The sequence below is a fragment of the Flagellimonas eckloniae genome (assembly GCF_001413955.1).
GTDB lineage: Bacteria > Bacteroidota > Bacteroidia > Flavobacteriales > Flavobacteriaceae > Flagellimonas > Flagellimonas eckloniae.
Window position 1 is genome coordinate 2880674 of the sequence record NZ_LCTZ01000002.1, and the last position, 21815, is coordinate 2902488.

Here is a 21815-nt window from a genome sequence, read left to right on the forward strand (position 1 = left end):
CCTCGAGCGCAGTCGAGAGGTTTTTAAGCTATTATTTTCAATAGGTCTCGACTGCGCTCGACCTGACAAAAGTTACAATTATGAGTTATTTACAAGCTACTGAAGATTTATATAAAGAAGCCGCATTGACCCCAGATGTAGGTCTTTGCTGCACTACCAATCCTATTTGGGAATTGCCCGGATTAAAAATCCCAAAGATCATGCAAGAAATGAACTATGGTTGTGGCAGCACAGTGCATGCCAGAGACCTTTCCAATAATCCAAAAATGCTCTATGTTGGTGTAGGCGGTGGAATGGAATTATTACAATTTTCATATTTCAATCGTCAAAAAGGGGGTGTTGTTGGTGTTGATGTTGTTGATGAAATGCTACAGGCCAGTCGGGATAATTTTAAAATTGCCGAAACGGAAAACGATTGGTTCAAATCTGAGTTTGTTGACTTGAAAAAAGGGGATGCCCTAAATCTCCCTGTGGAAGACAATTCCATTGATGTTGCAGCACAGAACTGCCTCTTCAATATTTTTAAGGAAGAAGATCTAAAACGTGCCATTGAGGAAATGTACCGGGTTCTAAAACCGCATGGCAAATTGGTAATGAGCGACCCGACCTGTGAGCAGGAAATGAATGAAACGCTAAGAAATGATGATAGATTACGTGCACTTTGCCTTAGTGGAAGCCTGCCCATTAAGCAATATGTAAAGGCATTAACGGATGTTGGTTTTGGAACCATTGAAATACGAGCTCGAAAGCCTTACCGTATTTTGGACCCAAAAAACTATCCTACGGACGAGCTCATTTATATTGAATCTATCGAGGTCGCGGCCATTAAAGACCCGATGCCGGAAGATGGACCCTGCGTATTTACGGGTAAAGCAGCTATCTATTTTGGCGATGAGGACTATTTTGATGACAACAAAGGACACGTTTTGTTAAGGAACCAGCCCTTGGCGGTTTGTGATAAGACTGCAGGAGCACTCGGTTCTCTTGGAAGAGATGACATATTTATAAGCGAATCTACTTTTCATTATGATGGTGGTGGCTGTTGTTAAATTGGCCATCATCCCGAACAAAAATTTACGCTAAACACATATTGAAGAAGAATCCCCGGATGAAAAGAACATTCATACTGGTTGTCCTCCTATGGAATGCTATTTCGTACTCCCAAGAAACAACCGGAAAGGTAGAAGGAAAAATAACCTCACAGGAAGGCATCCCTCTAGAAACCGCAACAGTGCTGGTTTTGGATACCGAAACCAATTTTAAATTTGGAGCTATTTCAAAAGAATCCGGTTACTATTCAGTAGCCAATATTCCACCGGGCAACGCTTATACGATTACTGTTAGTTTTATAGGGTACCAATCGGTATCAAAACAAAACATTAGCATTAATCTTAGCGAAACCAGTTATCATGACTTTGTTCTAGAAGAAATGAGTCAAACTTTGGAAGAGATTGTTGTGATTGCGGACAAAAAGAACAATTCGAGTATTGAGCAAACCATTAATTCAAAATCGATTCAAAATACGCCAACAATAACCAGGAGCATTCAAGATTTGACCCGTACCCTCCCTGAAGCAAATTTGAATTCTTTTGCCGGTGCCAGTAATCGCTTTAACAACCTTAATATTGATGGTGTTGCCAATAACGATGCTATTGGGTTTCAGGAACCATCGAGCGGAGCTGCGGGATCTTCAGCAAATGGTAGCCCGGGCAGCTTGGCCAGAACACAGCCCATTGGTTTTGGGGCCATAAAACAATTATCCATTAAAACTGCCCCTTTTGATGTTAGTATTGGAAATTTTACCGGAGCCAATATTGATGTTGTAACCAAGAATGGAACAAACCAACGGCAAAGTGAGATTTATGCCTTTGGAAATAATCAATTGTTGGTAGGGCGCTACGCGGATGGCATAGAACAAAACGTGCAGTCCTTCTATGATTTTCAATTGGGTTTTTCTACCGGTGGCGCCATAAAAAAAGATAAGCTGTTTTATTTTATAAATTTTGAACAAGCTAACTCCAGCAATCCTGTTCTGAATGCCCCCGGGAGTTCCAGTTCCAATATTTCAACAGAAACAGTTTCATTGGTTGCCGATAAGCTTCGAACAGATTACAATTATGACCCAGGGACGTTTACCAATGCCAATCTAAAGACCAACAGCACCAAACTATTTTTACGGTTCGATTTCAATATTTCAAAAAACACCAAATTAACGCTGCGGAACAATTATGTAAACAGCTTTGCCGATAATTTGGAATGGAACGAGTCCATATTCAATTTTGGAAACCAAGGATTTCGGCATAATAGTGTGGCAAACAGCTTTACAGCTGAATTGAATTCAAATTTTAAAAACTCCAGCTCCAACCTGTTCAGTATTGGGTATAATATTGGAAGGGAAAACCGTGATTTTGATGGAGAATTATTTCCCCATCTGCAGATTTCCGATGCCTCCAATAGAATCTTTGCAGGTACCTATCGTGAAGCCTCCGTCTATACTACTGATTTGAACACACTTCAGATTTCTGACAAATACACCTTGTTTAAAGACAAACACACGTTTACTTTTGGTGGTTTGGCGCAGTACAATGATGTTAATTATGGATTTTTGTCCGCCTGGAACGGACGTTGGGAATACAGCTCTTTGGATAATTTTTTAAATGATAGCCCATCCCGTATTCGAGGAGTGTACCGCTTGGAAAACAATACTTTTGATTTTGTACAAAACAACCCCTCGGCTACCGTAGATGTATTGGTAGCCGGTCTTTATGCACAAGATCGTTTTAGATATTCCGATAAATTGTCTTTGACTTTCGGACTCCGACTGGATTCCCAGTTCTTATTAAATGATATCCCTTTGAGCGAAGAAGTTACAAATACCCCTGAGTTTAGCCAGTTCAGTAATAAGATTAGAACAGCTCCCCACATAAACCCGAGGTTAGGTTTTGAATATGTATTTGATGATGAAAGAAAAATAAAATTACATGGAGGATCCGGACTTTTTACGGGAAGACTTCCTTACCTATGGTTTGCCTATGCCGAATATATTTCTGGAACCCAGTATTTTAATGTTGATGTAAGGCCAGATGGCACACAGCCCATTGTGAACGATGTTTCTGAACTGGCCGGAAGCTCCCCAATTGCCGAGATAAATTTGGTGGATACTGATTTTGAACTTCCAAGGGAATGGAAAAGCAATCTAGGTGTAAACCTTGCATTGCCCAATAACTATGATTTATCTTTTGATGCCACCTACACTAAAGTTCTAAAAGGCATCTTCTTTCAGTCCATTAACAGACAGGACAATTTGGGCACATTTGATGGCGCCGACAACAGGTCTTACTTTTTAGAGACGGGAGACGCCATCAAAATCAACTCGAATTTTACAAACGTCTTTCTTTTGACCAATTCTGAAGCAGGATATAGATACAACCTAACCTTGGGGCTATCCAAATCTACCCAACACTATACTGGGTATTTTGGCTATACCTATGGTAGAAGCGAGGATATTTCGAGTACAGTTCGTAGCTCCCCTGCCGCAAATTATGAATGGAACCAATCCATTACCCCAAACGCCCCCAGTTTGTCCGCGTCTAACTTTGATTTGCGCCATAAGATTGTAAGTTCCCAATCTTATGCTTTCACTTTGGGAAATAATAGCCAGTTAGAAGTTTCAGCGCTTTACAATGGCACTTCGGGCAGTCCATTTTCTTTTGTGTATCAAGGCGACGTAAACCGAGACGGCTCTTCCAGAAACGACCTCATCTATATCCCAAGGGATGCTTCCGAGATCAACCTTATCGACATTGAAGACACTAATGGCAGTGTTACGCAAACCGCTGCACAGCAATGGGAGCGTTTAAATACATTTATAGAAGCCAATGACTACCTCAAGGAAAATCGTGGAGGTTATGCAGAACGTAATGAATCCAAAACCCCATGGAACCATCGTTTGGATGCCAAGTTAGGTTACAACCTTAATTTGGGTGGAACAAAACAACTGCGCTTTTCCATGGATATTCTCAATGCCTTTAATTTGATAAACAAAAATTGGGGAAGGCTTGTTTTTGTACCCAATGTGGTAAATTCCAATTTTAGCATTCTCCGTTTTACGGGTATTGAAAACAACCAACCCGTATTCCAGTATAGCAATACGGATGAAACACCTTGGGTAGTGGACAACCAAAACTCACGTTGGCGAATGCAGTTTGGTGTTACTTATAAATTTTAAAGGTTTGGAAATTGCACTTATCGGTTTGTATAAGAATAGTAAGGGGGTAAAATGCACTTACTTTTCGATTTAGCACTTAGCTAAATTTATTAAAAAGCACTATGTTTTGGTTTGACACTTAACCCCTTATTATTTTTATACGTTGTTGTGTGTAGCTTTTTTTATCGTTCTCCAACCCAATGTGGATAAATGGGAGCTTGTTTTGAAACTGCATTTAAATCATCCATTTGTTGTGCAGATAATTTCCATTCAACCGAATTTAAATTATCTATAAGTTGTTTTTCGTTTCTAGCTCCAATTACAATATTTGAAACCGTTTTGTTTTGAGCTAACCAATTGATAGCAATTTGCGGAATACTTTTTCCTGTTTCATTTGAAATGCCGTCTAGTACATCTACTACATTATATAAAAATTCATTTTCAACAGGAGGTGAGCCAATATCTCCTCCAGATTTTATTCTTCCTTCTGAAATAGGTTGATTTCTTCTAATTTTACCAGTCAATCTTCCCCAACCTAAAGGGCTCCAAACCATTAACCCCATTTCTTGGTCTTTTATAAGGGGCATTAATTCTTGTTCATAATCACGACCAATAAGTGAATAATAACCTTGATAGATAACATATTTTTCTAAGTTATGTCGTTCTGAAATAGATAATGATTTCATTAATTGCCAAGAAGCAAAATTTGAACACCCTATATACCTTACTTTTCCACTTGAAACTAAAGTGTTTAATGTTTTTAGTGTTTCTTCTATAGGCGTGTTTACATCAAAACCGTGTATAAAGTAAATGTCTACATAATCTGTATTTAAACGTTTTAAACTGTCTTCACAAGCTTGAATTATGTGGGAACGGGAAGAACCTTTGTCATTTATTCCACTTCCCATTTCAAACGAGCCTTTGGTTGAAATAATTGTTTTTTCTCTTTTTCCTTTAATGGCTTTTCCTAAAATTTCTTCGGATGCTCCTTGAGAATAAACATTAGCTGTATCAAAAAAATTGACTCCTCTCTCTATACATATGTCTATTAACCTTGATGCTTCTTTTACATCTATCTGACCCCAGCGTTGAAAGAATTCGTTTGTACCTCCAAACGTTCCTGTGCCTAAGCTTAATAATGGTACTTTTAATCCTGATTTTCCTAAATTTCGATATTCCATTTGTTATAGTATTTAATACAACAAATTTGAAAGAAAAAAAGGTGGCTTTAAAAGATAAACCTCACAGATAAAGTGTGATGAAAGTCACGCTAATTAGTAATTAACCTACTTAAAGTTTCTCTTGAAACTCCAAGATATGACGCAATCATTGTCTTTGGGACTCGTTGAATTAGAGATGGATATTGTTTGAGTAAATCTTCGTAACGGTTTTTAGCATTATTACTTATCAAGCATAAAATTCTCCTTTGTAATAAGATGTGTTCTTTTGTCGCTTTTTTTCTAAAGAAGGATTCCATTTTATGCAAACTATTACACAATTTTTCTCTGTTTTCCAATGTAATAAATAAGCTATTTCCGTCCTCTAGACATTGAATGTTTAATGTCGCTATTGTTTGATTGTTATATGCTTGAGGGTCTGTTATCCAAGAGTTTTCTGTAGCAAATTGTAAAATATGTTCTTTGTTTTCTTCATTTCTATGAGAGGCTTTTAAAAGTCCATTTAATATAAAAAAGTCATTATTTACAAAATCTCCTTCTTGTATAAGGAATTGGTGTTTTAAAAATCTTTTCTGACTAAAGTGAGATAGAACAAACTCAAACTCTTCATCTGTCAATGAGATGATTTTTTCTATATGTTCTCTAAGTATTTTACTCATTAATGATTAGGGGATTTTTCAAGTTACACACAACGTTTAAGATATCGTTCGTTTAAATGAATGATATCGTCCGATAAGTGAAGTTCGGAGATTTTTGGTTAAGAATCAAGCTGGAATTGATCAATCCATTTTATGATTTAATACAGGGTTTTACCACCATACCCCATTCTACTAGAATTTGGAATGTCTTTTATCCTACAAATGATTCCCTTAAACCGACTCGCCGGTCGGTCTGTTTTTTTGGTTACCCGTTTTTAGGTTCGTTTTTTACTTTTCACCGATTTTTCTTACAGCTACATCCTCATTTCTTTTGGTTGGGGCAAATCTGCAGAATCTTTGTAACAGACTTAACGGTCTATTTAACCCAAAACCCAAATCTTATGGAAAAGAACCTAAAAAAACGCGAAACCATTCACCGTTTGTGTGCCAAAGGCCTTGAAATCTTTCATGAAAAAGGCTATTACAATACCAGTTTAGATGATATTCTTAAAGAACTGGAGCTATCCAAAGGTGCATTTTACCATCACTTTAAATCCAAGGAGGACTACTTTATAAGTATTATACAGAACCTTGTTGTCCAAAAAGTGTATGCCCTGTTGGTGGAACCCTTGAATACGCAAGAAAATCCATTGCCCGCTATTTTGGATACCTTACAAAATGCATTGGAGCCTGGAAAACGCAATGAAATGGCCTATGGTTTTATGCTCAATGACTTTTTGACCGAGTTCAACAAACGGAATGAGGAAATCAGTACGTATTTAAAAGATATCATTAAGGTATGGGAGGTCAATTTGGTTTCCGTGTTGAAACGTGGAAAATTGGATGGCCATATTGCCCGACATATTGATTGTGAAGGTGTGGCTACTTATATCATTGCTTCCTATTTGGGAATTCGCTCCTTATTGATGGATAGTACGAACAGACAATTAAAATATCAATACATTCAGCAATTAAAGCACTATTTCAGTTCAATTTCTGAACGCCAAACCGTGGCTTAATTATCCAAAATGCCCAAAAGTTTATCCACTACCTGTTGTGGTGCAATGGACTCCATTGCAGATTCATATCCCTTGGGAACTTTGTTCCCATATACTGAAGTGGGAATCAAAGGGTAACGTTCTCGATCAGCCAACAAAGCATTATCCATAGGTTGGTTAAACGGATAAAACCCAGCATACGGATGGGTAACTCCCCATATAGTAATCACAGGAATACCATAATTTGCGGCCAGATGGGCATTGCCACTATCCATGGAGAGCATTACGTCCAAGTTGGAAATTAAATCCAACTCTTCAGATAGATTAAGCTTTCCAGCCATAGTAAGCGTGTGCATAAATTCATTTTCAAAAGCCTGTAACTGCTTTATTTCAGAATCCCCACCACCAAAAAATAATATTTTATACTTATTGGTATTGTTTAGGTTTTTTATAACCTCTTTCATTAGTTGGATGGGATACATTTTTCCCTCATGAGCTGCAAAAGGGGCAATGCCCACCCACTTTTTTGTGTCTTGTTGTACAGCTTTCAACACTTTTTCAGAAAGTGGTCGGCGTTGCAGTAATTTCGTGTTGGATAACTGAATAGCATAGCCTAGACTCTCAAATACATCCGCGTAACGTTGATGCGTGCTTTTTAGTTGCTGAAACGCTTTGTTTTTGGCACATGTTAATGCTTTTTTCTCCGCACGTCCCTTATCAATTTGGGCAAAGGGTGTTTTGCCCAATGCAAAATACTTTTGAAGAATCCGACTCCGAAGTACATTGTGTAAGTCCGCTACACCGTCAATTTGAAGTTTTTTAAGTTCTTGGTATAGCCTCCAAAGTCCAACTAAACCTTTGTGTCTTTTTTTAATATCCGCCTCGTAAACTGACACATTTTCAAGGTCAGAAAAAATCGGAACAAACAGCTTTTTAGTTACTACGGTAATCTTAAGTTGTGGATATTTGGTGGTCAATCCCCGCAAGATTGGAACTGTCATGGCAACATCTCCCATTGCTGAGAGCCTAATGACCAGGATATGGGCTTCTTTACCCTTTTTGTCCACGCAGCACAGGATTTAGTTCATCGTCATTGTACATTTTCATCTGTTTGTAGACTTTCATGTATTTGTTTCCTGCCTCTATATCTGCCAATAATTGGTCAATCGCTGTGGAAAGGTCTTCCTTTTGTTCCAAGAGTACGGCCAACTTATCACTACACTTGGCAATATGTTCAGGAGAAGCATCCGTTCTGTTTGCCTCTTCCTGCATGTGATAAATTTTCAAGGCCAAAATAGAAAATCGGTCAATGGCCCAAGCTGGACTTTCCGTATTAATTGTTGCCCCTTTTTTTATCTCAACGGATTGGTATTTGTTTAAAAAATAACTATCGATATATTCCACCAAATCGGTCCTGTCTTGGTTGCTGGCGTCTATTTTTCGTTTTAAATCCAAAGCATCCAACGGATTGATATCCGGGTCTCTTATAATGTCCTCATAATGCCATTGTACGGTATCAATCCAATTCTTTCTGTAAAGTAAATGCTCTATTTGATCTTTAGGGTATGGATTTGTAAATTCCTGATATACATCATCTACAATGTGATAGGTATTTATGCTTTCTTCAAAAATAGTGTAGGCGTGTGCACTAAACATGGGCAAATTAATTTATAGCAAAGATATTGCTTTATGCCTTATTTGCTGATTTCTAAGAGAAAAACCAAAATGGGAATGAAAATTAGTGTTCCAAAGGCCAATTCCCTTAATCGCGTCTTCCGAATAGTCTCCAAATAATTGGTCAAAAAAACAGCAACAGGGAAAAATGTGATCAAAATGGGGGATGCCCCTTTTGGTTTGAAAATTGATACTATCACCCCTACAATAAAAAATAAAAAAACGATTCGCAACACTACCAGTTTACCTCCTCCCTTTTGTCGCAATCGCAGGAATACAACCAGCATTAAAATGAGCATCAATAAAGCATAAACTATTAGCTTATTGTTTGCATACTCGCTGAAAAAACCACTGTTAATCGTATCAATTGAAAACGTATAGTGTTCTGCAAAAAAGGAGAGATTATCTGTGGTTTTTAAAATGGTAAATGTCAAAATAAAAACCGTAAATAGTCCCAAAAGTGGAACAAGCCAATTTTTGACCGTTTTTCTATCATATACATTGATCACCAAAAAAATTAGTGCCAAATAGAGCAATGCCCAATCGTAAAACAAGCTGGCAATACCTATCAAAAAAGAGGCATCAAATAGTCTGTGTTTTACATTCCTAAGGGAACGAATTGATAACAATCGCCAAGCCATCAACAGTAGAAAAAAATTACAGAAAATTGCATTCTTGTCTTCTATAGTATCAGAAAACGCAACTATGAGAAATACAAAGAACAACATGGCATACGAGCTAAAGTCTGTTACCTTTTCTGCTCGTACAATATAGTTAATGATAAAAATGGTAAAGAGCAATACCCCAATAGTTAGAACCTCAAGAGGTATGGTATCTAGTATTACTTCCTTATTTTGAATAAAAAAATGAAAAAAACTATAGAAAAGAAACAAAAAAACAGATAGGACAATGTAGTTAATGGGTTTTGTTTTTCCGAAAAAACTTGAAATCATGCTGTTCTTTTGCTACTTTTGCAACGTAAATATAGCTAAGATGAGCAAGTTTTTTTATGGCATTGAAGACTTATTTGTAAACGTCCTTTTTGCGCCTTACGATTTTTTCCGTTTTATGGGAAACTGGTGGGGCTCCAATACGATTAATTGGATGTTCTTTGTAATTGGTTTTGTTGCAATGATTTATTGGATGAATCAGTTAAAAATTTTCAATGACAATGGTGAGGAGGACAAAAGCATTTCCTCGCACTCTTATCTATAAATCGAATCCCAAATCCTTTCTGTAGTACATTCCTTCAAAATGTAGTTTTTCCATGTTTTGATAGGATTTTTGGAGTGCTTCTCTAAAGTCTTTTCCATAGGATGTGATTGCAATTACCCGACCTCCGTTGGTTACCACTTTGCCATCTGATAATTTTGTCCCTGCGTGAAATACCAAAGAGTCGGCAATGCTATCTATTCCAGTGATTTCCTTTCCTTTTTCATAAGCCTCTGGATATCCCCCTGAAACGGCCATAACAGTTGTTGCAGCTCTTTGATCTATTTCCAAATCGATTTCATCAAGCTTTCCTTCGGCAGTAGCAACCAATAAATCGACCAAGTCATTCTTTATACGAGGCATAACAACTTCTGTCTCTGGATCCCCCATGCGTACATTGTACTCAATTACCTTAGGTTTATCCCCAACTTTGATCAATCCAATAAAAATGAATCCTTTATAAGGTAGATTATCCTTTTTAAGCCCTTCAACAGTAGGTTTTACAATTTGCTGCTCGATCTTTTGCATTAAGATGTCATCTGCAAAGGGAACCGGGGAAATGGCTCCCATTCCACCTGTATTTAGTCCGGTGTCTCCTTCACCAATACGTTTGTAGTCTTTTGCCGTTGGAAGAATTTTGTAATTGGATCCATCCGTCAACACAAAGCAACTCAACTCTATCCCATCCAAAAACTCCTCAATGACCACAGTGGCGCTGGCATCGCCAAACTTGGAATCCAACAGCATCGCCTTAAGTTCCGCCTTGGCCTCATCCAAATCCTGAAGAATCAAAACACCTTTTCCCGCGGCAAGACCATCTGCTTTGAGCACATAAGGTGGTTGTAGGGTCTCTAAAAAGGCATGGCCTTCCTGCAAGTTTTCTGAAGTAAAACTCTGATAGGCTGCTGTTGGAATAGCATGACGCATCATGAACTCCTTGGCAAACTCTTTACTGCCTTCTAATGCAGCTGCAGCTTTTTCGGGGCCTATTACGGAAACATTTTTTAGTTCAGCATCATTTAAGAAAAAATCGTGAACTCCATTCACAAGAGGGTCTTCAGGCCCCACTACTACCAAGGTGATTTTTTCTGCTACGACCAAGGCTTTAATGCCTTTAAAGTCATTAACGCCAATTGACACATTTTTAGCAACGCCAGAGGTACCGGCATTACCAACAATGTACAAGATTATCAAATCCTTTTACCCTCAGAAGCGCGGAGGTTTAGCTTTGGTGAGAGATCAGTCTTTCTGATTAATTCAAGGGGATTTGACTGACGTCCCCCTTCGAAATAAATTAGGGATAGAACAAATTTTCCATAACAAAGGAATCCTATCTAAAACCTTAAGAATTAAACCTACAAATACTTTAAAAATGAGATTAAGAAATTTAATCCAGCGCTATTCCAAAATATACAAATTCCAAATCACTTTTTCCCTTATTGATTAACTCATGTTGAGATTTGGCAGGTATTCTAAGAAAAGTTCCTGGTTTTAAAGTTATTTCTTCTCCATTAACTTTATAAATACCAGTTCCTCTAATAAAATAAAAGAACTCATCCATTGTTTGATGGGCGTGAAGTTCGCAAATTTCGCCAGGAGCAAACATACCATGGGCAAATTGGGTTAATTTGAAATCTGTATTTTTATTCTTTATGAATACCCTTTTTAACCCAGAAAGGTGAGCTGTGGGCTCACCTTTCATGTTTTCAAGGTACTCAAATAACTTCTCCTGAGTTGACAAGACTTTTATTTTTTACCTGTTCTGAAATCCATTTGTATGTAATCTCGGTACTCTCCCTTAAACTCATAGATGGTTCCCAACCCAGTTTTTCCCTAATCAATGCATTATCAGAATTTCTACCGGCCACTCCTGTCGGGCCATCAATGTTTTTAATGGTAATGTTTTTTCCAGAGATATTGATTATCATTTTGGCATAGTCATTGATCGATATCATCTCTTCCGAACCAATATTTACGGGTCCTATGAAATCAGATTCCATAAGCTTTCTCACTCCTTCTACACATTCATCTACCAATAGAAATGAACGTGTCTGTTTACCATCTCCCCAAACTTCGATATGTCCATTGTTTTCTATTTCTGCAACTTTTCTACAAAGTGCAGCAGGAGCTTTTTCCCTTCCTCCATCCCACGTACCTTCAGGGCCAAAGATATTATGGAAACGGGCAATCCTTACATCTATTCCGTGATTTCTGTGATAAGTTAAATACAAACGCTCACTAAAAAGCTTTTCCCAACCATATTCACTATCAGGTGCGGCAGGATAAGCTGAATCTTCTGAACATTTGGGATTGTCAGGGTTCATTTGATTGTACTCGGGGTACATGCATGCCGATGAAGAGTAGAAAATTTTCTTAACTTTTTTGTTTTTTACCTCTTCTAAAACGTTAAGGTTGCATAAAGCTGAATTGTGCATAATATCGGCATCATTATCCCCTGTAAATACAAACCCTGCTCCACCCATATCGGCAGCAAGTTGGTATACCTCATCCAAATCATCTGTCACCACTTGTTTGACAATATTAATATCTCTAAGGTCTCCTACAATAGATTCGTCTGCATTGCTGTTTCCATACTCATTTTTCTTTAGGTCAACCCCTCGTACCCAATATCCTTCTTTTTTCAAACGGTTTACCAGATGTCCCCCTATAAATCCACCTGACCCGCATACTAAAGCTTTTTTCATCTATTTTTTTTTAAAAAGTTTCCTTTGATTAACTCGGCAAAGTTATAATAAATAAAGAGAGGAACAATCTCGAAATATCTTTTCCACAATCTTTTAGGCTCCATTATAAGTCTAAAAAACCACTCCATCCCTATTTTTTGTACCCAACTAGGGGCTTGCTTTACATTGCCAATATGAAAATCAAATGCAGCGCCCACGCAGCAGATGTAATCGACTTTCGTATATTTTGATAGATTAGAAGCAAAAATCTCTTGCTTGGGAGTGCTAAGACCAATCCATACAATCTTGGCTTTTGTTTCATTTATGGTTTGGGCAATGGCGGGATAATCATAATCTGAAACATCGAGGAAGGGAGGACAATATGTTCCTGAAATAGTTGCTCCAAATTGGGTCTCACAGACTTCTTTTAGTATTGCAGCTACTCCTTCTTTTCCTCCGCAAAGGAAATGGGCTGTAGTTGTGTTTGCTGAGGCTATCATGGTCTCTTTAAAAAAATCTGGGCCGTAGCATCGCTGCATTTTTTTTGCGCCTTTGAGTCTGCCTATCCAAGCGGAGGGCATACCATCAGGAAGGTTCAAGAAGAAGGACTGAAGGATTTTCCTAAATATGTAATTTCTTTTTGAATATACTAATCCATGTGCCCCTGTGGCGCTCACACATCTTGATTCAAGAGATTCATAGTCGCTCTTTAACAACAGTTTTACCGCTTTAGCAATATCTATTGCAAATATATTTATCCCTAAAATTTTTACTTCTTGCTCCAAAAGTTCGTATTTTAAATCCCTGACCGGTTCGCCATTGCTCATCCAATAAGACTTTTCCCAAAAGTTAGATTTGGATTGATAAATGTAACCCTATGTATTTTTAAATTGAATTCAAAGCTTTCAGATACATATAACGGTGACCTGAAAACAATGTTGTCGTTTTTTTTGACCTGAAACAAGGGGTGTCCCGCATATATAGTGCCGAATTCCTTACTAATTTCATCTATCCATTCTTTTTTGAAATACCTCATGGAGCCATAAGGGAACGCTACGTTTGTCAATTTTGCCCCGAATTGCTGTTTGAAAAAATTTCGATTCAGGTCAAGATCTGTTTTTACATGGGACAATTGCAAGTTGTTAAAAGGCACATGGGAGAGGCCATGATTCCCAAAATCAAACCCTTCGTGAATCAGGTCAGAAATTTGATCAAGTCCTATTGGCCTTCCATTTGGTAAGCCCAAAGAATTATAATAGGCACTAACAAGACTGTCATTCATGAGGTTTGGTGCAAAATTGATGAAAAAAGTGCAGGTTGCTCCTTCTTCTTTTAACGTTTGGGCCATTTTATACCAACTCTCATAATTGTCATCAAAACTCAGGTAAACTACTTTTTCTCCTGGTTTTTGTTCATAATCATACCCTCTTATCGTATAGCCTTTATGTTGGACAAATCTTATGAATTCTTTTAAGTAATTGTTTCCGTCTTTAAAATAATGATGAAATATGTGTATAGTCTCTGGATAAAGTCCGTCTTTAAGTATTTTATAAAGAAAAGTCCTGTTGAGATTAAAAATCAAGCGCTTCATAGTGTGGTTTAAAGAATAATGTATTTACTTGTTCCAGCTTTTTCAACTTATTTGAGTAATCACAAACAATTATTCTATTCTCAAGAATCTCCTTTCTCTTTTGTGAAATGAAGTTCACTATACTCTGAGTATCTGGCAGCACGGTCAGATTATCAAAAACAGGTATAAGTTCTTCTACAGCTCCCACAGGCAAACTAATGGCAGGTACATCATTCACACACGACTCGAGTACCACCGTAGGCACTCCTTCAACTTTACTTGTAAGTACGAAAAGGTCTATCTGTGAAAATAGTTCTGACGGAGACATATTGGTCACAAATTTAACTTCATTTAGATTTAAATCAATGGCTTTATCTATAACATTGCGCTGGTAATAATTTTCCTGGCCATTAGAGTTTTGCCCTTGTATTATCCAATTGAATTCAATATTGTTGTCTTTTAGGGAATGAGCAATTTCCAGACATCTTTCATGGGCTTTTTGCCAATTCCTATTCCCAAGGGTTCCAATGGTAAGGACTCCCTTTTTCATGTTTTTTTCAGCAATGACTTCTTTTCGTATAGGAGGAAAAAAGACTTTATTGAAATCATTGATCTCAAGACCATATGCAGCAGCAACAGATTTACCAGTCAGAAGGATTCTATCAGCAAGGAACTTGTGAATCTTCCCAACTATCTTTCTAAATGGCTTTGGTGTAAATAATCCTGGCATTTCAGAAATGCTTTTCAGCCCATATATCCTAGAAAAAATCAATCCGGTAATATACAACGACCCATAATTTATGACTGCAATATTTGAATTGAGGTGCTTTTTGAGCTTCAGTGAAAGTCTTATTATATCGAAAATTACTATTAATGGGAAAATCAATACGGTTGGAATATTTCGCTTGGTCGGGCGCCACAGACTCAAAGGGCAATAAATTATATCACTATTGTTATGAATGGACTCAAATTTTGAAATACCTTTAGGTGCAACAATAATATGTTGCTTTTTATCTTTTTTTGTGGCCAATTGTACAACTTGGTTATGGGGGCCTCCAAAAGTTCTTGTATATAATATGTGGATGCAATTCATCTACTTATGGTAATGTATTATAAAGATTGATACTGTATCAGTATCTCTGTACAATCGAACGTCTAAATCTTTACAGGGCAAAATAGATGTTCGTGCTTTTGATTTCATCTGACATTATTGCTAAAGGAAATGGATAACAGAATGTTTGACAGGTATTGAATTGCTTTTCTTCAATTCCAGAAGGTACTTAATTTTTTTAACAACTTATATGAAAAACGATAATTCTCCATCTACTTTAAATCAAGCCCCAAAAATATGCAATTTTCATTATTCTGAATACATCCAGAGCATGATGCCTCTTAAAGAGATATTTCGTAGACATTAGATATGAATTCGCCAAAATCTCTGGGTTGAATACTCTGCTTATGCTAAAATATGTCCTTGTGTTTAATTAAGTTTGTTAAAAATGTTATTCATAATATCCGAAGTAAGAGCCTTATTTTTCAATGAGGGTGTTCTAGGGATATACCTTTTGTCATTGGTTAACAATTCACTGAATTTAGAAGTGAAGGTCTCAGGTTGTTGTAAATCCATCACTGCATGCATGTCAAGATCTATCATGTCCACAACATCAATTAGTTTTTGATGATATGGCACTATAAGCATATTGCATCCTACCAAATAAGCAATTACAGCGGAATGATATCGTGTAGCAATAAAGTACTTGCATTGAGCCAAAGGCATTACAAATTTCTCAGTACTATCTGAATGCTCATAAATTGTAACCCTGTTGGGGTCGATTTGGTACAAATGCTTTTTCAATTTTTCGCTTAATGGAATATCTGATTCCCTAAATCCTCCTCTGAACACAAAAATTCGAATGGATATGTTTGTCTTTTTGTATATAGATCCAATTTGGGGTATTAGACTATGAGCCCATAAATTGTCTTCACTGGGTTTGGATGAAAAATTAAAAGAGGTTATGGAAATCCCTACCAAGGAATCACTTTTTACCCTTATGTGCTCCACTTCCCTATGAAGGGATGCCAAATCAAAAGTGAGGTGTTCCTCTGAAGAGAGTGATTTTTGCGATAAGTTGTTCAAATTTTTCAACGAAACTTTATCTCTTACGGTAATATGATTAGCAAGTAATAAGGATATTTTTGTATATTTTTTGATTGTCGAAGAACCTAAGGGTGCATATCCTACCCCTAGGTAATATACCTTTTTAAAACATAGTCTATAAAACAAAGAAATGGTAAGAATCTTTGTAAGATATAAATAATGCCTTTTTAGGCGTTTTTTGTGATAGTCATCATGGAAATGCGTGCCACCGCCAAGTATCAATACTTTCGTCTGGAAAAAAATTTTTAGTATGCTCAACAAACTTGGAGAGACATAGGTTACTTTACTTTTAGTGTTACTACTTTTTTTATTTACAATAAAAATTTTGCCAATTATATTGACCGTATCAAGATACTCTAGCAACGCTTCCAGCATAAACTCATCGCCAAAATTGTCTCCTCCATAGTGGCCAATTATAAATGTATTTTTTCTTTCCATTACAACTTCCAGCTGTTTTTTGCTTTTTTAATTTCTTTATTCTCAATCGAGCCATTTTGCTCTAACCAATCATACAACGTATTGAAAGGTTGTCTGTAGATCTCCAATAATTCTTTGGTGAGTTTGGAATCCAATTTAGGGCTTTTGGTTTTAGATGATATCTTAATCACCTCGCTGATGCCGTTCAATGCCTTGGTGGTAAATTTATTGATGGGCATTTTCCTTTCCAGATAAACAAGGGTAGAGGAATAGCTATTGCCTTTCGGCTTCCTTTTTAAAGAGGTAGGAACATAATCTGGTGAAACATTTAGAAAAGAATAAATACTGCGAAGAGTAGTTTTAGGTGTGTTTTGAATGTCATCGAACAAAACCAATCTAATTTGGTCTTTTTCAAAATTTTCATGGAGTTGTATTATAGCATCCGTATATAAACTACGTCTTATCAATTCTGAATAAATAGTCTCAGAACCGGATCTGTAATCATCAATTGCCTTTCTAATACCATCATCAAGAGATATAGTCTCGATAATCTTTTTTCTCATCAACCAAAAGAAAGCGGATATTGTTCGCTCTACAGGATTTCGAAGCGCAACTATTATTTTTATGTCAGGGTATTGTCTGCGGGCCTGTTCTATAGAGGTCACGTCCCAAATGTAATCTACAGAGGCACTCCCCAGTTTTTGATTGACAGAAGCATCTGCAAAAAGACTTTCAAACCAATCAAGGCCTTTTTGATTGAAGATTTCTCCTCTAAAATAGTAGGTTTCATTCTTTCCTCCTCCCACGAATAACTCAGGATGCTCATTAAGACAGTGGTAAATCCATGTAGTTGCACACTTTTGGGCTCCAATCAGTAGAAAATCTAGATTCATATAGTTGTCTTCATAAGTAATCTTAAAACCCCCTATAAATTAATAATTGTCTTACACTTGTTTATATCTGGCAACTGAATTGGTTTTATGCCTGCCCAGAGGCCTGCAAAAATGATATGTTAAAAAGAAAAAAACCAACGAAATAGTCTCTTTTACAATAGATGGGCCAATTAGGCTTTTAATTGAAATAATCATAATAAAAGAGATAAAAAGCATTTTGTCATATCCTCTTTTCAGTGAAATTCTAAACATTTTGGTCAATACAAGAATAAAAAGAATTAATGATATTATACCGGAATTGAATAAAATCTCGAGATAGGTGTTGTCAAGATTACTCTTATAAGCAAAATGAGAATCAACGCCAGGTAAATAAAACCTTGAACCATAGTAAAATCCATGGCCAATAAACAACGATTTCAGATCAATATTCTCAAGAGCAAAAAGCCAATATTTTACACGCCCTGTCAGCTCGAATAGTTTTGAAGTATCCCCGTCACGTAAAATGTAAACATCAATAAAGTCGGTTTGTGAGACTGCATAAAGAATAACAATACAACCAACAAAAAAGAGAATTGCAAATCGTTTAATATTAGTAATTAGATACAAAAAAACTATTAATGCAACAATCAAATACGCAAATCTGGATTTTGTGCCGAAAATCACAAGAATACCGACAATAATATTGATGGCATCTACAAGAGTTTGTTTTCTCTTATAAAACAAAAAAGTGGAAACTGCCAACGAGAAGAGTACTAGCTCGGCCATCTCATTCGGTGGGATATACAACAATAGATTACCAGCAATCCGGTTTTGAGCTATGAAAGACCCTACTTGGGAGTCTGGAAACAAAAGACAGCTAATACTAAAAATCAGTACAATGTTTCTATAAGGAATCAGGATATTCTCAGCGCTTTCTGCATGGTTAAAAACTGTTCTGGCAGCGTAAATTAGAATAAGCAGTTGAAAAAACTTTGAAACGCTGATAATAGGGTTTAGCGAAATGGCTGCACTTAAAAACATAAAGGCGTAAAAACCATTCATAACCCAGTTTTCTCGATTGAATTTGAAGGTTATACCGCTGACCTTACCTGCAAATAAAAAAATCGAAAGCAGGCACCCCAATGAAAAAATATTGCCAACTTTTATGATACTTGATCTCGCTTGATCAACATCATGAACATGTATGCTGTCTTGAAAAAGGCCTTTTCCATATACCGCCAACAACAACAATGAAATAAGGATATAATTAGTCGTCCTGGAGTTCATTTTTTCTAAGGTATGAAAATAAAAAATGGATGGCCCAAACAGTGGGGACCGTCATTAAATAATATACTTCTTTGGCATTTGCAAACTGGAATAGACTTAAAAGTAATACAAGGCCCAATTGAAGCATGACCATAAGAAAAAGTTGCTTCCTTTTCTTATTGATTACCAACCATGGGCCCAATGGGCCGGCTGAAAGAAAAAGTACACCGCCTATAAGATATATTGTTCCATATTCTGAAACAAAATCATATTGTTTCCCATATAAGAACGCGAATAAGCTTTGAGCAAAAAGAAAATACAACAAACAATAAAATGCGGATAACACCAGTGAAATGTTTCTAAGTTTCTTAAATTCAGCCAATCCATTTCTTTTTATTGAAGGAAGAGCTACAAAGTTGATAGCCCCTTTGGTCAAGCTAAATACCAAAAAGACAAGACCATGGACACCAATACTGGCCACTGTCTCTTTATCGAAAAATAATGCCGCGTTGAGTTTATCGAATTGAAATAGGTAAACGGTTCCGACACTTTGAAATGCAAAAGTAATATTCGATTGCCAAATATCTTTTAGGGATGATAATATTCTTTGGGCCTGCTGCTTTATATTAATAGTGCCGTCAAACGTTACCCAGGCCAAAAAAAAGGGAATAGCGGAACTAACTAAGATGGCGACCGGTATCCCCTCCGTATAGTAAGCGCTGCACAGCAGTACTGAAGCCAAAAGTAATGCAGATTTTGTTACATCCTCAATCAAAATGGGCTTTCTAAACGACATGTCGTAGGTCATTGAACTACAAAAAACCCTTGTTATGGATGTGAATATGGCCGCATATGCCAATGCAATGATATTATATAAGGGAATGGTCAATGGGGTAAAAGACAACGCAACACCTCCGAGTAAAACCAGATGCCCAAAAATAAGTATGAAACGAATCTCATCGGATATATCTTTTGGATTGTTTTTTGCAAAAACTCCATTGTCCAGACCAAAAGATGTAAACACACCCATTACTCTTACAATGCCCCAATAAATCAGGAAATCCCCAAAAAACTCCTTGGAAGTAAATAGACTTATTGCAAAAATCACCAAGGCACTACCTACTTTAGATGACAGCCGCAGTAGTATGGAAAAGACATTCTTAAAATTCATTTTTTTTTAAAGCCTGATAATCTATAATTTGTAACAGATGAATTTGTTTAAGATAATCGTATCTATTCCCAGAATAAGCGAGATTTCGTTTTTGAGAATCCTTTGTAACACCTTAATCATCAGTTTTAATGGTAAACAAATTATAATGATGCCCCTTTATACACTTTGCTTAATCCAAAAGACAGTGTTTTTGCAAAGATATATGTCTTGGATATACTTCAAGAGTTTCCGTACACTTTTTATACTTTTTTCAAATTTTAAGACTAAATCTTACAATATTCTTTCAACAAGAGTCAGGGTTTAAAGCCTTACTCTTCATCCACATTGAATGCATTATTTTCTTTGTGAGACTTAGTATATTCTCAAGACTCCTAGACTGCACTTCGTCTCAGCTCAAACCAGACATCTCGGGGTGACTATCCAAAGAGATTTTGTCCCTATTTAACCAGCGGTATTCAGAAATAGTCTATAAATCGAATCCCAAATCCTTTCTGTAGTACATTCCTTCAAAATGTAGTTTTTCCATGTTTTGATAGGATTTTTGGAGTGCTTCTCTAAAGTCTTTTCCATAGGATGTGATTGCAATTACCCGACCTCCGTTGGTTACCACTTTGCCATCTGATAATTTTGTCCCTGCGTGAAATACCAAAGAGTCGGCAATGCTATCTATTCCAGTGATTTCCTTTCCTTTTTCATAAGCCTCTGGATATCCCCCTGAAACGGCCATAACAGTTGTTGCAGCTCTTTGATCTATTTCCAAATCGATTTCATCAAGCTTTCCTTCGGCAGTAGCAACCAATAAATCGACCAAGTCATTCTTTATACGAGGCATAACAACTTCTGTCTCTGGATCCCCCATGCGTACATTGTACTCAATTACCTTAGGTTTATCCCCAACTTTGATCAATCCAATAAAAATGAATCCTTTATAAGGTAGATTATCCTTTTTAAGCCCTTCAACAGTAGGTTTTACAATTTGCTGCTCGATCTTTTGCATTAAGATGTCATCTGCAAAGGGAACCGGGGAAATGGCTCCCATTCCACCTGTATTTAGTCCGGTGTCTCCTTCACCAATACGTTTGTAGTCTTTTGCCGTTGGAAGAATTTTGTAATTGGATCCATCCGTCAACACAAAGCAACTCAACTCTATCCCATCCAAAAACTCCTCAATGACCACAGTGGCGCTGGCATCGCCAAACTTGGAATCCAACAGCATCGCCTTAAGTTCCGCCTTGGCCTCATCCAAATCCTGAAGAATCAAAACACCTTTTCCCGCGGCAAGACCATCTGCTTTGAGCACATAAGGTGGTTGTAGGGTCTCTAAAAAGGCATGGCCTTCCTGCAAGTTTTCTGAAGTAAAACTCTGATAGGCTGCTGTTGGAATAGCATGACGCATCATGAACTCCTTGGCAAACTCTTTACTGCCTTCTAATGCAGCTGCAGCTTTTTCGGGGCCTATTACGGAAACATTTTTTAGTTCAGCATCATTTAAGAAAAAATCGTGAACTCCATTCACAAGAGGGTCTTCAGGCCCCACTACTACCAAGGTGATTTTTTCTGCTACGACCAAGGCTTTAATGCCTTTAAAGTCATTAACGCCAATTGACACATTTTTAGCAACGCCAGAGGTACCGGCATTACCCGGAGCAACAAACAGTGTGTTTACTTTCGGGCTTTTAGAAATTTTAAGGGCAATAGCGTGTTCTCGGCCGCCTGAACCTAGAATTAAGATGTTCATCAACTAAAATTTTGCCAAAAATACACTACCGA

20 protein-coding genes are annotated in these 21815 nt (G+C 37.1%); 4 read left to right on the forward strand and 16 right to left on the reverse strand.

The features are described from left to right. Positions 1-80 precede the first annotated feature (80 nt). Positions 81-1049 (forward strand): arsenosugar biosynthesis arsenite methyltransferase ArsM, encoded by a 969-nt coding sequence (gene arsM / locus AAY42_RS12405; RefSeq protein WP_055395672.1) that lies wholly within the window; start codon positions 81-83, stop codon positions 1047-1049. Between the two features lie 59 nt (positions 1050-1108). Continuing rightward, positions 1109-4228: a TonB-dependent receptor gene (locus AAY42_RS12410; RefSeq protein WP_055395674.1), complete on the forward strand. Its 3120-nt coding sequence runs from the start codon at positions 1109-1111 to the stop codon at positions 4226-4228. Between the two features lie 161 nt (positions 4229-4389). Here AAY42_RS12410 and AAY42_RS12415 read toward each other — a convergent pair whose 3' ends face one another. Both AAY42_RS12415 and AAY42_RS12420 read right to left on the reverse strand, forming a co-directional pair. After that, complete coding sequence (locus AAY42_RS12415) at positions 4390-5388, reverse strand: aldo/keto reductase (protein WP_055395676.1); 999 nt, start codon at positions 5386-5388, stop codon at positions 4390-4392. An 89-nt stretch (positions 5389-5477) separates the two neighbouring features. After that, positions 5478-6044 carry a Crp/Fnr family transcriptional regulator gene (locus AAY42_RS12420; protein ID WP_055395678.1) on the reverse strand — a complete coding sequence of 189 codons (567 nt, stop codon included), beginning with the start codon at positions 6042-6044 and terminating at the stop codon, positions 5478-5480. 380 nt (positions 6045-6424) lie between these two features. Between AAY42_RS12420 and AAY42_RS12425 the strand changes: the two genes are divergently transcribed. Further along, positions 6425-7042 (forward strand): TetR/AcrR family transcriptional regulator, encoded by a 618-nt coding sequence (locus AAY42_RS12425; RefSeq protein ID WP_055397920.1) that lies wholly within the window; start codon positions 6425-6427, stop codon positions 7040-7042. Here AAY42_RS12425 and AAY42_RS12430 read toward each other — a convergent pair. From AAY42_RS12430 to AAY42_RS12440, 3 genes are read right to left on the reverse strand one after another with little or no spacing between them, the layout of a single operon-like run. Then, entirely contained in the window at positions 7039-8037 is a 999-nt protein-coding gene (locus AAY42_RS12430; RefSeq protein ID WP_055395680.1) for a glycosyltransferase family 9 protein, read from the reverse strand. The genes AAY42_RS12425 and AAY42_RS12430 overlap by 4 nt on opposite strands. Before the next feature lie 34 nt (positions 8038-8071). After that, positions 8072-8677, reverse strand: a complete 606-nt coding sequence (locus tag AAY42_RS12435) for a DUF4254 domain-containing protein (RefSeq protein ID WP_055395682.1) — start codon at positions 8675-8677, stop codon at positions 8072-8074. Positions 8678-8715: 38 nt separating this feature from the next. After that, entirely contained in the window at positions 8716-9648 is a 933-nt protein-coding gene (locus AAY42_RS12440; protein WP_055395684.1) for a DUF6427 family protein, read from the reverse strand. Positions 9649-9688: 40 nt separating this feature from the next. On the opposite strand from AAY42_RS12440, the gene AAY42_RS12445 reads away from it, so the two are divergent. Continuing rightward, complete coding sequence (locus AAY42_RS12445; protein WP_055395686.1) at positions 9689-9910, forward strand: DUF6341 family protein; 222 nt, start codon at positions 9689-9691, stop codon at positions 9908-9910. On the opposite strand, the gene purD (AAY42_RS12450) is transcribed toward AAY42_RS12445, so the two are convergent. The 11 genes from purD (AAY42_RS12450) to purD (AAY42_RS12500) all read right to left on the reverse strand — a co-directional run bounded on the left by purD (AAY42_RS12450) (position 9905) and on the right by purD (AAY42_RS12500) (position 21783). Further along, positions 9905-11101: a phosphoribosylamine--glycine ligase gene (gene purD / locus AAY42_RS12450; protein WP_082433430.1), complete on the reverse strand. Its 1197-nt coding sequence runs from the start codon at positions 11099-11101 to the stop codon at positions 9905-9907. The genes AAY42_RS12445 and purD (AAY42_RS12450) overlap by 6 nt on opposite strands. A 193-nt stretch (positions 11102-11294) precedes the next feature. After that, positions 11295-11648 carry a cupin domain-containing protein gene (locus tag AAY42_RS12455; RefSeq protein WP_139063730.1) on the reverse strand — a complete coding sequence of 118 codons (354 nt, stop codon included), beginning with the start codon at positions 11646-11648 and terminating at the stop codon, positions 11295-11297. Further along, positions 11623-12612 (reverse strand): NAD-dependent epimerase/dehydratase family protein, encoded by a 990-nt coding sequence (locus tag AAY42_RS12460; protein WP_055395690.1) that lies wholly within the window; start codon positions 12610-12612, stop codon positions 11623-11625. The genes AAY42_RS12455 and AAY42_RS12460 overlap by 26 nt, the downstream gene beginning before the upstream one ends. Continuing rightward, positions 12609-13418, reverse strand: coding sequence for a WecB/TagA/CpsF family glycosyltransferase (locus AAY42_RS12465; RefSeq protein WP_055395692.1), 810 nt, complete (start codon positions 13416-13418; stop codon positions 12609-12611). Before AAY42_RS12465 ends, AAY42_RS12460 begins: the two co-directional genes overlap by 4 nt. Further along, complete coding sequence (locus AAY42_RS12470; RefSeq protein ID WP_055395694.1) at positions 13415-14182, reverse strand: polysaccharide deacetylase family protein; 768 nt, start codon at positions 14180-14182, stop codon at positions 13415-13417. Before AAY42_RS12470 ends, AAY42_RS12465 begins: the two co-directional genes overlap by 4 nt. Next, positions 14163-15254 (reverse strand): glycosyltransferase, encoded by a 1092-nt coding sequence (locus AAY42_RS12475; RefSeq protein ID WP_055395696.1) that lies wholly within the window; start codon positions 15252-15254, stop codon positions 14163-14165. Before AAY42_RS12475 ends, AAY42_RS12470 begins: the two co-directional genes overlap by 20 nt. Positions 15255-15641: 387 nt before the next feature. Beyond that, positions 15642-16757: a polysaccharide pyruvyl transferase family protein gene (locus AAY42_RS12480; protein WP_055395698.1), complete on the reverse strand. Its 1116-nt coding sequence runs from the start codon at positions 16755-16757 to the stop codon at positions 15642-15644. Beyond that, a complete protein-coding gene (locus AAY42_RS12485; protein WP_055395700.1) occupies positions 16757-17629 on the reverse strand; it encodes a sulfotransferase family protein in 873 nt (290 codons plus the stop codon). Before AAY42_RS12485 ends, AAY42_RS12480 begins: the two co-directional genes overlap by 1 nt. Positions 17630-17680: 51 nt before the next feature. Then, positions 17681-18895, reverse strand: a complete 1215-nt coding sequence (locus AAY42_RS12490; protein ID WP_055395702.1) for an O-antigen ligase family protein — start codon at positions 18893-18895, stop codon at positions 17681-17683. Further along, a complete protein-coding gene (locus tag AAY42_RS12495) occupies positions 18876-20045 on the reverse strand; it encodes a polysaccharide biosynthesis protein (protein WP_055395703.1) in 1170 nt (389 codons plus the stop codon). Before AAY42_RS12495 ends, AAY42_RS12490 begins: the two co-directional genes overlap by 20 nt. A gap of 466 nt (positions 20046-20511) precedes the next feature. Further along, complete coding sequence (gene purD, locus AAY42_RS12500) at positions 20512-21783, reverse strand: phosphoribosylamine--glycine ligase (protein ID WP_055395704.1); 1272 nt, start codon at positions 21781-21783, stop codon at positions 20512-20514. Positions 21784-21815 lie beyond the last annotated feature (32 nt).

What these genes read in the sequence shown, in the direction of transcription:
- arsM (WP_055395672.1), top strand. Translation starts at nt 81, where the DNA reads ATGAGTTATTTACAAGCTACTGAAGATTTATATAAAGAAGCCGCATTG.
- AAY42_RS12410 (WP_055395674.1), top strand. Translation starts at nt 1,109, where the DNA reads ATGAAAAGAACATTCATACTGGTTGTCCTCCTATGGAATGCTATTTCG.
- AAY42_RS12415 (WP_055395676.1), bottom strand. Translation starts at nt 5,388, where the DNA reads ATGGAATATCGAAATTTAGGAAAATCAGGATTAAAAGTACCATTATTA.
- AAY42_RS12420 (WP_055395678.1), bottom strand. Translation starts at nt 6,044, where the DNA reads ATGAGTAAAATACTTAGAGAACATATAGAAAAAATCATCTCATTGACA.
- AAY42_RS12425 (WP_055397920.1), top strand. Translation starts at nt 6,425, where the DNA reads ATGGAAAAGAACCTAAAAAAACGCGAAACCATTCACCGTTTGTGTGCC.
- AAY42_RS12430 (WP_055395680.1), bottom strand. Translation starts at nt 8,037, where the DNA reads ATGGGAGATGTTGCCATGACAGTTCCAATCTTGCGGGGATTGACCACC.
- AAY42_RS12435 (WP_055395682.1), bottom strand. Translation starts at nt 8,677, where the DNA reads ATGTTTAGTGCACACGCCTACACTATTTTTGAAGAAAGCATAAATACC.
- AAY42_RS12440 (WP_055395684.1), bottom strand. Translation starts at nt 9,648, where the DNA reads ATGATTTCAAGTTTTTTCGGAAAAACAAAACCCATTAACTACATTGTC.
- AAY42_RS12445 (WP_055395686.1), top strand. Translation starts at nt 9,689, where the DNA reads ATGAGCAAGTTTTTTTATGGCATTGAAGACTTATTTGTAAACGTCCTT.
- AAY42_RS12460 (WP_055395690.1), bottom strand. Translation starts at nt 12,612, where the DNA reads ATGAAAAAAGCTTTAGTATGCGGGTCAGGTGGATTTATAGGGGGACAT.
- AAY42_RS12465 (WP_055395692.1), bottom strand. Translation starts at nt 13,418, where the DNA reads ATGAGCAATGGCGAACCGGTCAGGGATTTAAAATACGAACTTTTGGAG.
- AAY42_RS12470 (WP_055395694.1), bottom strand. Translation starts at nt 14,182, where the DNA reads ATGAAGCGCTTGATTTTTAATCTCAACAGGACTTTTCTTTATAAAATA.
- AAY42_RS12475 (WP_055395696.1), bottom strand. Translation starts at nt 15,254, where the DNA reads ATGAATTGCATCCACATATTATATACAAGAACTTTTGGAGGCCCCCAT.
- AAY42_RS12480 (WP_055395698.1), bottom strand. Translation starts at nt 16,757, where the DNA reads ATGGAAAGAAAAAATACATTTATAATTGGCCACTATGGAGGAGACAAT.
- AAY42_RS12485 (WP_055395700.1), bottom strand. Translation starts at nt 17,629, where the DNA reads ATGAATCTAGATTTTCTACTGATTGGAGCCCAAAAGTGTGCAACTACA.
- AAY42_RS12490 (WP_055395702.1), bottom strand. Translation starts at nt 18,895, where the DNA reads ATGAACTCCAGGACGACTAATTATATCCTTATTTCATTGTTGTTGTTG.
- AAY42_RS12495 (WP_055395703.1), bottom strand. Translation starts at nt 20,045, where the DNA reads ATGAATTTTAAGAATGTCTTTTCCATACTACTGCGGCTGTCATCTAAA.
- purD (WP_055395704.1), bottom strand. Translation starts at nt 21,783, where the DNA reads ATGAACATCTTAATTCTAGGTTCAGGCGGCCGAGAACACGCTATTGCC.